The sequence below is a fragment of the Ruegeria sp. BHSC043 genome, assembly GCF_059612985.1.
On sequence record NZ_JBXWRS010000013.1, the window covers coordinates 16,577 to 29,144 of the forward strand.

The following is a 12,568-nucleotide window of genomic DNA, read 5'->3' on the forward strand; positions in this document are numbered from 1 at the left end:
GTGCCAAGAATTTTCAAGAGCATTGTGATAAGATGAAAAGTGAATGTTGGGGGGATAGAAATGTACGATTTTTTCAAGCCGTTGAACCTGCCTTGCGTTGCCGCGGGTGCCGTCGTTTTCACGGTGTCGGGAGCACATGCATTCGAGGGGACCTTGAAGCCGGAAGCTGTGGAGCTGGAAACGACCTACTCACCCTTTGTGGGTCGGTCCTATCCGGACACGGTTTTGTTCGGCGATCTGCATTTCCATACCGAGATCTCGTTCGATGCGGGGCTGATCGGGACATCGCTCAGCATTCATGACGCATTCCGTGTGGCGCGTGGTGAAAAAATCATTTCGAATACAGGGCAACCGGTCCAACTTGTTCGCCCTCTGGATTTCCTGGCCATTACCGAGCACGCAGAAATGCTCGGACTGGCAACAGCCATCCGCACATCCAACCCTCGACTTCTGCAGGATGAATGGGGCAGGCGCATTCACGATCAGTTTCGGCAGGGACAGGAGGCAAGGATGGCTGCCTTCGCCGAGATCATTGATATCGGCACGGTACAGGGTCGGGATCCGACCGCAGGCTTGAACCTGGATGGGGACCTCTGGCTGGAAATCGTGGAAACGGTTGATCAATACAATGATCCGGGCAATTTCACCGCGCTTAGCGGCTTTGAATGGACCTTTACCCCCAAGGGCGACAACCTGCACCGTGTCATTCTGTTTGGGGACGGGGCCGACAAAACCAGCCAGACCAAGCCACTGACGTTCTTCGAGGCGCCTGACCCTCAGCTTCTGTGGAAGTATCTCGAGGGTTACGAGGCCAAGACCGGTGGACAGGCCATTGCCGTGCCTCACAACGCCAATATGTCGAACGGGCTGATGTTCAGTAAGAACAAGTTCGATGGTTCGCCGATGGATGCTGAATATGCGGCCCAGCGTATCCGCTGGGAGCCGATGCATGAGATGACCCAGATCAAAGGCGACGAGGAGACGCATCCCATGCTGTCGCCCGACGACGAATTTGCGGATTTCGAGAGCTGGGATGTGGCCAACCTTTCCGGCACGGCTGCGAAGACACCCGAGATGCTGCGCTATGAATACGCGCGCTCGGCGCTGAAAGTCGGTTTGGAGCTGGGCCGCGAGATCGGTGTGAACCCCTACAAGTTCGGCCTCTACGGCACGACTGACACGCACACCGCGATCCCCACCACGCGGGAAGACAACTATTTTGGCAAATACCAGCACACCGAGCCGTCAGCCAATCGCCATAACATCGACGTCATCCCGGCCGAAGATCCAGCTCTGCGGATCATAACCGCGCAAGAGTCTGCCGCTGGCTTGACGGCTGTCTGGGCGCGGGAAAACACCCGGCAAGAGGTTTTTGGCGCAATCACCCGTAAAGAGGCCTATGCCACGACCGGAAGCCGTATTCGCGTGCGTGTCTTTGGCGGCTGGGAGTTCGCGGAGGCCGATCTGCACGCATCCGATTTCGTGTCGAATGGATATCAGAACGGGGTTCCGATGGGCGGCGATTTGACGAATATTCCCGAAGGGGCTTCGCCTCGGTTTCTGATAAGGGCCTTACGCGATCCTGATGGCGCCAACTTGGATCGGGTGCAGATCATCAAGGGGTGGCTGGATTCCGACGGTAAATCCCACGAACGAATCTATGACGTCGCAGTGTCGGGCGGTCGCGAAATCGGAGATGATGGGCGTGCGGGCCAACCGGTCGGGAACACGGTAGATATCGAGAGCGCAACCTACACCAATTCCATCGGTGCGGCTGCTCTGTCCGGCTATTGGGAGGACCCTGCGTTCGACCCTGCCGAAGACGCATTCTATTACGTTCGCGTAATCGAGATACCAAAGCCCCGATGGACAACCTTCGACGCGGCATTTTATGGTGTCCCGCTGCCCGAAGTGGTGCCGCCCACCGTACAAGACCGAGCCTATACCTCGCCGATCTGGTACACGAGCCAGAACTAAGCGCCGGGACAGACAGTGGCTCTGTGTGACGTAGCGAGCAAGGGTCGCGTAGCTCCTGCGCCCGGTGTGAGCAAAGGGTGAAGAAAATCGGGATACTACCTATTGCCCCCCACCCCCAACCCTGCTACACGCTCCCAATCTTGCGGCCTCGGATTCGTTCCGGGGCCTCTGATATTTGCAGCCGGGGACCTTCGGGGCCCTATAACCTGGGCACCTACGGGGGCCTCTCACATAGCGAGGATTGATCCTCGCGCTTGCTAAACGGAAGACAGAAAGCATGGCACTCAAGTCGTACAAACCGACGACGCCGGGCCAGCGCGGGCTGGTGCTGATCGACCGTTCGGAGCTTTGGAAAGGACGTCCGGTCAAGTCTCTCACCGAGGGTTTGACCAAATCGGGCGGCCGGAACAACACCGGACGGATCACTTCACGCCGCCGTGGCGGTGGCGCAAAGCGTCTCTACCGGATCGTTGACTTCAAACGGAACAAACTGGATGTGGCGGCAACCGTCGAGCGGATCGAATACGACCCGAACCGGACCGCATTCATCGCACTGATCAAATATGACGACGGCGAGCAGGCCTATATCCTGGCGCCGCAGCGTCTGGCGGTTGGCGACAAGGTCATCGCTTCGGCCAAGGCCGACATCAAGCCCGGCAACGCGATGCCGTTCTCGGGCATGCCGATCGGTACCATCGTGCACAACATCGAGATGAAGCCCGGCAAGGGCGGTCAGATCGCACGTGCAGCGGGCACCTACGCCCAGTTCGTCGGTCGCGATGGCGGCTATGCCCAGATCCGTCTGAGCTCGGGCGAGCTGCGCATGGTGCGCCAGGAATGCATGGCCACCGTCGGTGCTGTATCGAACCCGGACAACAGCAACCAGAACCTCGGCAAAGCCGGTCGTATGCGCCACAAGGGCGTGCGTCCGTCGGTCCGTGGTGTTGCCATGAACCCGATCGATCACCCCCACGGTGGTGGTGAAGGCCGGACCTCGGGTGGCCGTACGCCGGTTACGCCTTGGGGTAAGGACACCAAGGGTAAGCGTACCCGCAACAAGAACAAAGCGTCCCAGAAGCTGATCATCCGCTCGCGGCACGCCAAGAAGAAAGGGCGTTAAGACATGTCTCGCTCTGTTTGGAAGGGTCCTTTCGTCGACGCTTACGTGCTGAAAAAAGCCGAAGCAGCGCGCGAGTCGGGCCGCAACGAAGTCATCAAGATCTGGTCGCGTCGTTCCACCATTCTGCCCCAGTTCGTGGGTCTGACCTTTGGTGTGTACAACGGCCAGAAACATATCCCTGTATCCGTCACGGAAGACATGATCGGTCAGAAGTTCGGTGAGTACTCGCCGACCCGGACCTATTACGGTCACGCCGCGGACAAAAAAGCGAAGCGGAAGTAAGTCATGGGCAAGGCAAAGAACCCCCGCCGCGTGGCTGAAAACGAAGCAATGGCCAAGACCCGTATGCTTCGCACCAGCCCGCAGAAACTGAACCTGGTTGCAGCGATGATCCGCGGCAAGAAAGTCGAGAAGGCTCTGACCGACCTGACTTTCTCGAACAAGCGTGTCGCGCAGGACGTGAAGAAATGCCTTCAGTCGGCCATCGCCAACGCCGAGAACAACCACAACCTGGATGTCGACGAGCTGATCGTCGCCGAGGCTTGGGTTGGCAAGAACCTGGTCATGAAGCGCGGCCGCCCGCGTGCCCGCGGCCGGTTCGGCAAGATCATGAAGCCGTTCTCGGAGATCACCATCAAGGTGCGTCAAGTTGAGGAGCAAGCCTAATGGGACATAAAGTCAATCCGATCGGCATGCGCCTTCAGGTCAACCGCACCTGGGACAGCCGTTGGTACGCAGATACCAAGGACTACGGTGATCTTCTGCTGGAAGACCTCAAGATCCGTGAGTTCATCAAGAAAGAGTGCAAGCAGGCCGGCGTGGCCCGTGTGATCATCGAGCGTCCGCACAAGAAGTGCCGCGTCACGATCCACACCGCACGTCCGGGTGTCATCATCGGCAAGAAAGGCGCGGACATTGAAGTTCTGCGCAAGAAGCTGGCTGCGATGACCGACAGCGAACTGCACCTGAACATCGTCGAAGTGCGCAAGCCGGAACTCGACGCGCAGCTGGTTGCCGAGTCGATCGCTCAGCAGCTGGAGCGCCGCGTTTCGTTCCGCCGCGCGATGAAGCGGTCGGTTCAGAACGCCATGCGCATGGGCGCCCTGGGTATCCGGGTGAACGTCGCTGGTCGTCTGGGCGGTGCCGAAATCGCACGGACCGAATGGTACCGCGAAGGCCGCGTGCCTCTGCACACCCTGCGTGCCGACATCGATTACGCACATGCCGAAGCGATGACCCCCTACGGGATCATCGGGATCAAGGTCTGGATCTTCAAAGGTGAGATCATGGAGCACGATCCGCAGGCACGTGACCGTAAAGCACAGGAACTCCAGGATGGTCCGGCACCGCGTGGTGCAGGCGGCCGTCGCTAAGGAGGATTTGAGATGCTTCAACCAAAGCGTACAAAATTCCGCAAGATGCACAAAGGCCGGATCAAGGGCGAAGCCAAGGGCGGCTCTGATCTGAACTTTGGCACCTACGGTCTGAAAGCCCTGCAGCCCGAGCGCGTGACCGCGCGTCAGATCGAAGCTGCACGTCGTGCCATGACCCGTCACATGAAACGTCAAGGTCGTGTCTGGATCCGGATCTTCCCGGATACCCCCGTGACCTCGAAGCCGACCGAAGTCCGTATGGGTAAAGGTAAAGGATCGGTTGACTATTGGGCAGCCAAAGTGAAGCCCGGTCGCGTGATGTTCGAGATCGACGGCGTCAACGATGAAATCGCTCGCGAGGCCCTGCGCCTGGCTGCGATGAAGCTGCCGATCAAGACCCGCGTCGTCGTCCGCGAGGACTGGTAAGCGGCTGGGGCAACCCTGTCGCGACAATGCTACCCCCGTTGGGAAACCGGCGGGGGTAAGGCTTTTTTCGAGGGGGCGCTTCCCCCACCGCGGCAAGCCGCGGCTCCCCCGGGGATATTTCTTGCCTGATGAAGAATGGACCGCGAGATTCACGCGAGATTCATCTGGCCGCAAATATCCCGGAGCGCGAGGCAGAGCCTCGCAAAACTTCCATGGCTTTCGTTGCGACGCTGCATTAGGACGAGATCATGCCACAGATCGAATCGCTCTTCGTCACCCGACTTTACCGCGCCGCTCTGTCCGAGTTCGATCCCAGGATCGAACCGGAGGAACTGGAGAACTCCTGTCTGGTCATCGCCCAGGACGACGAAGCCGGCCAGGAATGGTGCGAAGAAAACGGCTATCCTGGCTACACCAGCTATGCCTCGCTGACCGACTTGCCGTGGCGCTTCCCGATCTTCGCCGATCTGGTCAAGGTGCTGGACCAACATGTGGCCGCGTTTGCCGAAGACTTGGAATTCGATCTGGATGGGCGCGGATTGAAGCTCGAGGATCTTTGGATCAACATTCTGCCAGAAGGCGGAATGCATGCCAGCCATATCCATCCACACAGTGTGATATCCGGAACGACCTATGTTTCGATGCCAGAGGGAGCCAGCGCGTTGAAGCTGGAGGACCCGCGCTCAGGTCGGATGATGGCCGCGCCGGTGCGCCGCAAGGGCGCACGGCGGGAATTGCAACCGTTCATTTATTTGAAGCCCGAGGTCGGTGACGTGTTGCTTTGGGAAAGCTGGCTCCGCCACGAGGTGCCGATGAACATGGCCGAGGAAGAGAGGATCTCGGTAAGTTTCAACTACAGGTGGGATTGAAGCGCGAGGAATTTCCGCTTTCCAAATACAAGATCAGGAGTCTCTTTCAGCCGCGCCTCGCTGGATTTCGGGGAAGCCCGAAGCGGTCATGATCCTGCGACTTCTTCATGTAGCCCGACGCTCGGGCTTGAAGGAAGTTGAGCGCGAAGATTTGCTTGCTGGAGTGTCCTCTAGAAGTGACGGGTTGGAGGTTTGAAACTTTCCCTTGCCACCCACCCCCCAAACCCTTATACGGCGGCATCCTGCGATCTCCCGACTGCGTCGGGCGATTCGCATGTCTGTCATTCATCCACCAGGTCAAAGGTGACCCGCGAAGGGGCCTTCTGGTGTTTTGAGCAAAGGAAAAGGCGATGAACGCCCAGGAACTGCGTAACAAGACCCCGGACCAGCTCCGGGAGGATCTGGTCAACCTGAAGAAGGAAGCATTCAACCTGCGCTTTCAGCAGGCGACCGGACAACTCGAGAACACCGCCCGGATCAAGAGCGTGCGCCGCGACGTGGCCCGCATCCAGACCGTGCTGAACGAAAAAGCTGCTGAAGCTGCGAACTGAGGAGCCTGAGAGATGCCCAAACGTATTCTGCAAGGCACCGTGACCAGCGACGCCAACGAACAGACCGTCACCGTGCTGGTGGAGCGCCGCTTCACGCACCCGGTTCTGAAGAAGACCATCCGTAAGTCCAAGAAATACCGGGCTCACGATGAAAAGAACGCCTTCAAGGTCGGCGACACCGTACGCATCATCGAATGCGCGCCGAAATCGAAGACGAAACGCTGGGAGGTTCTGGAGGCGTAAGCCCCCGGAACTTTCCATTTGTCGAAACCCTGGGGGAACTAACTAGACCAGCCCCCACAGGTCGGGAGAAACCACATGATCCAGATGCAGACCAATCTGGATGTCGCTGACAACTCCGGCGCACGCCGAGTTCAGTGCATCAAGGTCCTGGGTGGTTCCAAGCGTAAATACGCCTCCGTCGGCGACATCATCGTCGTCTCGGTGAAGGAAGCCATCCCGCGCGGCCGCGTGAAGAAAGGTGACGTCCGCAAGGCCGTCGTCGTGCGCACCGCCAAGGAAGTCCGTCGCGAAGACGGTACCGCGATCCGCTTCGATCGCAACGCCGCCGTCATCCTGAACAACAACAACGAGCCCGTCGGTACCCGTATCTTCGGCCCCGTCGTTCGTGAACTGCGCGCGAAGAACTTCATGAAGATCATCTCGCTGGCTCCGGAGGTGCTGTAATCATGGCTGCTAAACTCCGCAAAGGCGACAAGGTCGTCGTGCTGGCCGGCAAGGACAAGGGCAAAGAGGGCGTGATCACCTCGGTCGACCCGAAAGCTGGCAAAGCCGTGGTCGACGGCGTGAACATCGCCATCCGCCACACCCGCCAGTCGCAGACCTCGCAAGGTGGCCGCCTGCCCAAGGCGATGCCGATCGACTTGTCGAACCTGGCTCTGCTGGACAAGAACGGCAAGGCAACCCGCGTCGGCTTCCGCATGGAAGGTGACAAGAAGGTTCGTTACGCCAAGACCACGGGGGACGTGATCGATGCTTGATGCTGCAACCTACACCCCGCGTCTGAAAGCTCAGTACGCCGACAAGATCCGCGCCGCTCTGAAGGAAGAGTTCGGCTACAAGAACGATATGCAGATCCCCAAGCTGGAGAAGATCGTTCTGAACATCGGCTGTGGTGCCGAGGCGGTGAAGGACTCGAAGAAGGCGAAGGCCGCCGTCGAGGATCTCACTGCGATTGCCGGCCAGAAGGCCGTGGCGACCAAGGCGAAGAAGTCGATCGCGGGTTTCCGCGTCCGTGAAGACATGCCGCTGGGCGCCAAGGTCACCCTGCGCGGCGACCGGATGTACGAATTCCTGGACCGTCTGATCACCATCGCGCTGCCGCGCGTGCGTGACTTCCGCGGTGTGAAACCGGCTTTTGACGGCCGTGGCAACTTTGCCATGGGCATGAAAGAGCACATCGTGTTCCCGGAAATCGACTTCGACAAAGTCGACGAGGTCTGGGGCCTGGACATCGTAATTGCCACCACAGCGAAAACCGACGCTGAAGCAAAGGCACTGTTGAAGCACTTCAACATGCCGTTCAACGCGTAAGCGCCGGGAGGAAAGAGACATGGCTAAAAAAGCAATGATCGAGCGCGAAAAGAAGCGCGAGCGCCTGGTGGCCAAATACGCCGCAAAACGCGCCGAGCTGAAAGAAATCGCGAATGACGAGAGCCGCCCGATGGAAGAGCGCTTCAAGGCGCGACTGAAACTGGCGAAACTGCCGCGCAACAGCTCGGCAACCCGTCTGCACAACCGCTGCCAGCTGACCGGCCGTCCGCACGCTTACTATCGTAAGCTGAAGATCAGCCGTATCGCGCTGCGCGAGCTGGGCTCTGCTGGTCAGATCCCCGGCATGGTGAAATCGAGCTGGTAAGGGAGAGAGTGATATGAACGATCCTATCGGCGATATGCTCACCCGTATCCGCAACGCGCAGATGCGCGGCAAGTCCACCGTGACCACTCCGGCGTCGAAACTGCGCGCCTGGGTTCTGGACGTGCTGGCGGACGAAGGCTACATCCGCGGCTACGAAAAAGTGACCGGTGCCAATGGCCACCCGGCGCTTGAGATCAGCCTGAAATACTATGAAGGCACCCCTGTCATTCGCGAACTGAAGCGGGTCTCGAAGCCCGGTCGTCGCGTTTACATGGGCGTCAATGACATTCCGCAGGTCCGTCAGGGTCTGGGCGTGTCGATTGTCAGCACGCCCAAGGGCGTGATGTCGGACGCGAACGCTCGCTCCAACAATGTTGGCGGCGAAGTGCTCTGCACCGTCTTCTAAGGAGGTCTGGAATGTCTCGTATTGGTAAAAAACCGGTCGAGCTGCCCAGCGGCGTTTCCGCTGCTGTGTCCGGCCAGACCATCGAAGTGAAGGGTCCGAAAGGTACCCGCAGCTTCACCGCAACCGACGACGTCACCCTGTCGGTCGAAGACAACGTGGTCAAGATCACTCCGCGCGGCACCTCGAAGCGTGCACGTCAGCAGTGGGGCATGAGCCGCACCATGGTTGCCAACCTGGTTGAAGGCGTGACCAACGGCTTCAAGAAAGAGCTGGAGATCCAGGGTGTGGGTTACCGCGCTCAGATGCAGGGCAACACCCTGAAGCTGAACCTGGGCTACAGCCACGATGTCGATTTCGTTGCGCCGGAAGGTGTCACCATCACCGCGCCGAAACAGACCGAGATCGTCGTGGAAGGCATCGACCAGCAGCTGGTGGGCGAAGTGGCGGCCAAGATCCGCGACTGGCGCCGCCCCGAGCCGTACAAAGGCAAGGGCATCCGCTACAAGGGCGAGTTCATCTTCCGCAAGGAAGGCAAGAAGAAGTAAGGACGAACACAATGGCAAACAGCAAAAGAACCCTGTTTCTGAAGCGCCGCCTGCGCGTTCGGAACAAGCTTCGCAAGGTCAACGCTGGGCGTCCGCGCCTGTCGGTGCACCGCTCGAACAAGAACATCTCGGTCCAGTTGATCGACGATGTGCGCGGCGTGACCCTGGCCTCGGCCTCGACCCTGGAAAAGGATCTGGGCGTTGTCGGCAAGAACAACATCGAAGCGGCCACCAAGGTGGGCGCGGCCATCGCCGAGCGGGCCAAGAAGGCCGGCGTCGAAGAGGCCTATTTCGATCGTGGCGGCTTCCTGTTCCACGGCAAGGTGAAGGCTCTGGCCGACGCTGCGCGTGAAGGCGGTCTGAAGATCTAAGACCTGTGGGTGGCCCATGCGGCCACCCCGATGATCCGGGAGCCTCGGCCGCGGGCGGGGGCTCACCTGGATTGAAGTAACGGCGCTGACGCGCCATCAGAGAAAGGGATGCCGAAATGGCAGAACGTGAAAACCGCCGGGGCAACCGTCGCGAGCGCGAGGAAGCACCGGAATTCGCAGATCGCCTGGTTGCGATCAACCGCGTGTCGAAAACTGTAAAGGGTGGTAAGCGCTTCGGCTTCGCCGCTCTGGTGGTTGTCGGCGATCAGAAAGGCCGCGTCGGCTTTGGCAAGGGCAAGGCGAAAGAAGTGCCCGAGGCCATCCGCAAGGCCACCGAGCAGGCCAAACGCAACATGATCCGCGTGCAGCTGCGCGAAGGCCGCACCCTGCACCACGACATCGAAGGCCGCCACGGCGCCGGCAAGGTCGTCATGCGCACCGCGCCGGAAGGTACCGGTATCATCGCCGGTGGTCCGATGCGTGCCGTGTTCGAGATGCTGGGTGTCAAGGACGTGGTGTCCAAGTCGCTGGGTTCGCAGAACCCATACAACATGATCCGCGCCACCATCGACGGCCTGAAGAAAGAACAGAGCCCGCGTTCGGTTGCCGCGCGTCGTGGCAAGAAGGTTGCTGACATCCTGCCCAAGCGGGACGAAGCACCGGCCGCATCGGCGCAAGTCGCCGAAGAAGCGTAAGGAGACGTCACCATGGCAAAAACCATCGTCGTCAAGCAGATCGGCTCGCCGATCCGCCGCCCCGCCGACCAGCGCGCAACCCTGATCGGCCTGGGCCTGAACAAGATGCACAAGACCCGCGAACTGGAGGATACCCCCTCGATCCGCGGCATGGTCAATAAGATCCCGCATTTGGTGGAGATCATCGAAGAACGCGACTGATCGCGTCTCGGACCCAACTCGAAAACGCCCCCGACCCGTTCGGGGGCGTTTTTCTTTGCGCCGTCTGCATGGCTTGCCATGCATCTGGTGCATGACGGGTAGACCGAGACTTGGATTGTTTGCGGTAACATCCGGGCCTATCTGTGGAGTGTCCAAAAGGAACGACACTCACAGCGCCAGGGAATACGCCCCGGCAAGAAAGGAGCCCAGATATGGCACACGCACTGAACATCCCCCATGGCGGCCTGAACCTGACGGCCCGCATCCGCGACCTGATCGACGGCATCAAGCGCGCCCAGTCCCGCGCGCGAGAATACAGCAAGACCTATTCCGAGCTGCAGCGGTTGAGCGACCGTGAACTCAACGACATCGGCATCCGCCGCTGCGACATTGCCGATATCGCACGCGAGCACGCTTATTGCTCGTAAGTGGCAAAGGCCTTCTTCGCGATGCAGGTGGGGCGCCGGACGGGCGCCCTTTTCCTTTTTTTTTGGGGCGTCTGTCTCCTCAAGAATTTCCACGGGGCGCCAACTGCACCGTTGCATGGGACCGGGAATTGCGCCACTTCCTGAACAACGCGATTTTGCGGGTGAAAGGGCAGGGCATGGCGAGGGACTACCAGATCGGAATGCTGTGGGTGGAGGGGCCGCTCAGTTTCCTCGAGCTGCTTTGCATCCAGTCCTATCTGGACATGGGCCACAGCGTGCGCCTGTACACCTACAACAACGTGACCAACATTCCCGACGGGGTGGAGCAGCGGGACGCCCGAGAGATCCTGCCCGATTCCGAATTCATCACCCATGACCGCACCCAAAGCCCGGCGCCGCATTCCGACAAGTTCCGATACCGGATGCTGGCGCAGGAGCCCGACATGATTTGGGCCGACACTGATGCCTATTGCCTGAAACCCTATTCAACGGCGAATGGCCATTACTACGGGTATCTCGAGGGTGAGGTAGCCATCGGCGTATTGGGGCTGCCGCACGACAGTGAAACTCTGGCCAAGCTGATCGAGTACACGAATGATCCGTATCGAATACCGCCTTGGCTGCCACCGCGCCACCGGCGGCCATTGGAAGAGGCGCGGGACGCCGGAAATCCCACCAACGTTCCCGAGTTTTTGTGGGGCGTGTGGGGACCAAAGGCGTTCACCTGGGCGTTGAAGGAAACAGGCGAGATCAAATACGCTCTGCCAGAGCATGTGTTCTATCCGATCAATTTTTCGCGCCGCCGCGCCATGGCCCGTCCGAGCGAGAATCTCGACCGGTTCTTCCACGAAGATACTGTCTCGATCCATCTCTACGGGCGCCGAATGCGCGCCATCATGCGTAAGAACGGCGGCGTTCCGCACCCCGACAGCCTGGTCGGAAAGCTGGTATCCAAGCATGGCATCGTTCCACAGGACGCACCCATCGCCAGTTCCGAAGGCTGACGCGACGCGATAGGGCAATCAAAACTTGCAACCGGAGGCCTGACGCTGTATCGGGCTTCGGTGGCATGAAGGCCACGAGAATCAAAATCAAGAAATGCCGTGTTTGGCCCATCACGCTTCGGGGTCATATCCGGCTAAGGAGAAGCGACATGAAACTGCATGAACTGCGCGACAATCCCGGCGCCGTCAAGAAACGGACCCGCGTTGGCCGTGGTCCCGGCTCGGGCAAGGGTAAAATGGGTGGCCGTGGTATCAAAGGCCAGAAATCCCGTTCGGGTGTGGCCATCAACGGCTATGAAGGCGGCCAGATGCCGCTGTATCAGCGCCTGCCCAAGCGTGGCTTCAACAAGCCGAACCGCAAGGAATACGCCGTTGTGAACCTGGGCCTGATCCAGAAATTCGTCGACGCCGGCAAGCTGGACGCCAAGGCCGCGATCACCGAGGACGCTCTGATTGCCTCGGGCCTGGTCCGCCGCAAGCTGGACGGCGTCCGCGTTCTGGCCAAGGGTGAAATCACCGCCAAGCTGAACCTGGAAGTGACCGGCGCCTCGAAGTCGGCCATCGAAGCCGTGGAAAAAGCGGGCGGTTCACTGAAGGTCACAAAAGCCGCTGCGGCAGAGTAAGCGCTTGTGAGCGGGCGCCGACCCGCTTACATAGACCTCAGAGTTTTCCAAGACGCCGCCCGAGCCGGAAAACGGTTCCGGGCGGCGTTTTCATAAGAGA

The 12,568-nt window shown here is 59.7% G+C and carries 21 protein-coding genes; all 21 read left to right on the plus strand.

What is annotated here, in order from left to right:
* The first annotated feature begins 60 nt into the window (after positions 1–60).
* The 21 genes from AC2FMM_RS15450 (at position 61) to rplO (ending at position 12,468) form a co-directional block, all read left to right on the plus strand.
* Positions 61–1,977 (plus strand): DUF3604 domain-containing protein, encoded by a 1,917-nt coding sequence (locus tag AC2FMM_RS15450; RefSeq protein WP_496797036.1) that lies wholly within the window; start codon positions 61–63, stop codon positions 1,975–1,977.
* A gap of 277 nt (positions 1,978–2,254) precedes the next feature.
* Positions 2,255–3,097, plus strand: coding sequence for a 50S ribosomal protein L2 (gene rplB / locus AC2FMM_RS15455; RefSeq protein WP_093965344.1), 843 nt, complete (start codon positions 2,255–2,257; stop codon positions 3,095–3,097).
* Between the two features lie 3 nt (positions 3,098–3,100).
* Entirely contained in the window at positions 3,101–3,379 is a 279-nt protein-coding gene (gene rpsS / locus AC2FMM_RS15460; RefSeq protein WP_496679210.1) for a 30S ribosomal protein S19, read from the plus strand.
* Between the two features lie 3 nt (positions 3,380–3,382).
* Complete coding sequence (gene rplV / locus AC2FMM_RS15465) at positions 3,383–3,763, plus strand: 50S ribosomal protein L22 (protein ID WP_005980700.1); 381 nt, start codon at positions 3,383–3,385, stop codon at positions 3,761–3,763.
* Positions 3,763–4,470, plus strand: coding sequence for a 30S ribosomal protein S3 (gene rpsC, locus AC2FMM_RS15470; RefSeq protein WP_149775103.1), 708 nt, complete (start codon positions 3,763–3,765; stop codon positions 4,468–4,470). The genes rplV and rpsC overlap by 1 nt, the downstream gene beginning before the upstream one ends.
* A gap of 12 nt (positions 4,471–4,482) precedes the next feature.
* Positions 4,483–4,896 (plus strand): 50S ribosomal protein L16, encoded by a 414-nt coding sequence (rplP, locus tag AC2FMM_RS15475; RefSeq protein WP_005980704.1) that lies wholly within the window; start codon positions 4,483–4,485, stop codon positions 4,894–4,896.
* 248 nt (positions 4,897–5,144) lie between these two features.
* On the plus strand, positions 5,145–5,765 hold the full coding sequence (locus AC2FMM_RS15480; RefSeq protein ID WP_496797037.1) for a 2OG-Fe(II) oxygenase family protein: 621 nt from the start codon (positions 5,145–5,147) through the stop codon (positions 5,763–5,765).
* A gap of 350 nt (positions 5,766–6,115) precedes the next feature.
* The gene (gene rpmC / locus AC2FMM_RS15485; RefSeq protein ID WP_149775100.1) at positions 6,116–6,316 is read left to right on the plus strand and encodes a 50S ribosomal protein L29; all 201 of its coding nucleotides are present in this window, start codon (positions 6,116–6,118) and stop codon (positions 6,314–6,316) included.
* Between the two features lie 12 nt (positions 6,317–6,328).
* Positions 6,329–6,559: a 30S ribosomal protein S17 gene (gene rpsQ, locus AC2FMM_RS15490; RefSeq protein WP_068344864.1), complete on the plus strand. Its 231-nt coding sequence runs from the start codon at positions 6,329–6,331 to the stop codon at positions 6,557–6,559.
* 75 nt (positions 6,560–6,634) lie between these two features.
* Positions 6,635–7,003 (plus strand): 50S ribosomal protein L14, encoded by a 369-nt coding sequence (gene rplN / locus AC2FMM_RS15495; RefSeq protein WP_005621870.1) that lies wholly within the window; start codon positions 6,635–6,637, stop codon positions 7,001–7,003.
* Between the two features lie 2 nt (positions 7,004–7,005).
* The gene (gene rplX, locus AC2FMM_RS15500; protein ID WP_496712294.1) at positions 7,006–7,317 is read left to right on the plus strand and encodes a 50S ribosomal protein L24; all 312 of its coding nucleotides are present in this window, start codon (positions 7,006–7,008) and stop codon (positions 7,315–7,317) included.
* Complete coding sequence (gene rplE / locus AC2FMM_RS15505; RefSeq protein WP_496686665.1) at positions 7,310–7,870, plus strand: 50S ribosomal protein L5; 561 nt, start codon at positions 7,310–7,312, stop codon at positions 7,868–7,870. The genes rplX and rplE overlap by 8 nt, the downstream gene beginning before the upstream one ends.
* A gap of 19 nt (positions 7,871–7,889) precedes the next feature.
* Positions 7,890–8,195 carry a 30S ribosomal protein S14 gene (gene rpsN / locus AC2FMM_RS15510; protein ID WP_005980746.1) on the plus strand — a complete coding sequence of 102 codons (306 nt, stop codon included), beginning with the start codon at positions 7,890–7,892 and terminating at the stop codon, positions 8,193–8,195.
* Between the two features lie 13 nt (positions 8,196–8,208).
* Positions 8,209–8,601, plus strand: a complete 393-nt coding sequence (gene rpsH, locus AC2FMM_RS15515) for a 30S ribosomal protein S8 (RefSeq protein WP_490361835.1) — start codon at positions 8,209–8,211, stop codon at positions 8,599–8,601.
* 11 nt (positions 8,602–8,612) lie between these two features.
* On the plus strand, positions 8,613–9,146 hold the full coding sequence (gene rplF, locus AC2FMM_RS15520; protein ID WP_490361834.1) for a 50S ribosomal protein L6: 534 nt from the start codon (positions 8,613–8,615) through the stop codon (positions 9,144–9,146).
* Positions 9,147–9,157: 11 nt separating this feature from the next.
* On the plus strand, positions 9,158–9,517 hold the full coding sequence (gene rplR / locus AC2FMM_RS15525) for a 50S ribosomal protein L18 (protein ID WP_005980751.1): 360 nt from the start codon (positions 9,158–9,160) through the stop codon (positions 9,515–9,517).
* Between the two features lie 116 nt (positions 9,518–9,633).
* Entirely contained in the window at positions 9,634–10,212 is a 579-nt protein-coding gene (gene rpsE / locus AC2FMM_RS15530; RefSeq protein ID WP_496679198.1) for a 30S ribosomal protein S5, read from the plus strand.
* A gap of 12 nt (positions 10,213–10,224) precedes the next feature.
* Positions 10,225–10,413, plus strand: coding sequence for a 50S ribosomal protein L30 (gene rpmD, locus AC2FMM_RS15535; RefSeq protein ID WP_149775093.1), 189 nt, complete (start codon positions 10,225–10,227; stop codon positions 10,411–10,413).
* A gap of 212 nt (positions 10,414–10,625) precedes the next feature.
* Positions 10,626–10,841, plus strand: coding sequence for a DUF1127 domain-containing protein (locus AC2FMM_RS15540; protein WP_496686666.1), 216 nt, complete (start codon positions 10,626–10,628; stop codon positions 10,839–10,841).
* Positions 10,842–11,017: 176 nt separating this feature from the next.
* Positions 11,018–11,845, plus strand: coding sequence for a hypothetical protein (locus tag AC2FMM_RS15545; protein WP_496797038.1), 828 nt, complete (start codon positions 11,018–11,020; stop codon positions 11,843–11,845).
* 149 nt (positions 11,846–11,994) lie between these two features.
* Positions 11,995–12,468: a 50S ribosomal protein L15 gene (gene rplO / locus AC2FMM_RS15550; protein ID WP_496679192.1), complete on the plus strand. Its 474-nt coding sequence runs from the start codon at positions 11,995–11,997 to the stop codon at positions 12,466–12,468.
* The last annotated feature ends 100 nt before the right edge of the window (positions 12,469–12,568 follow it).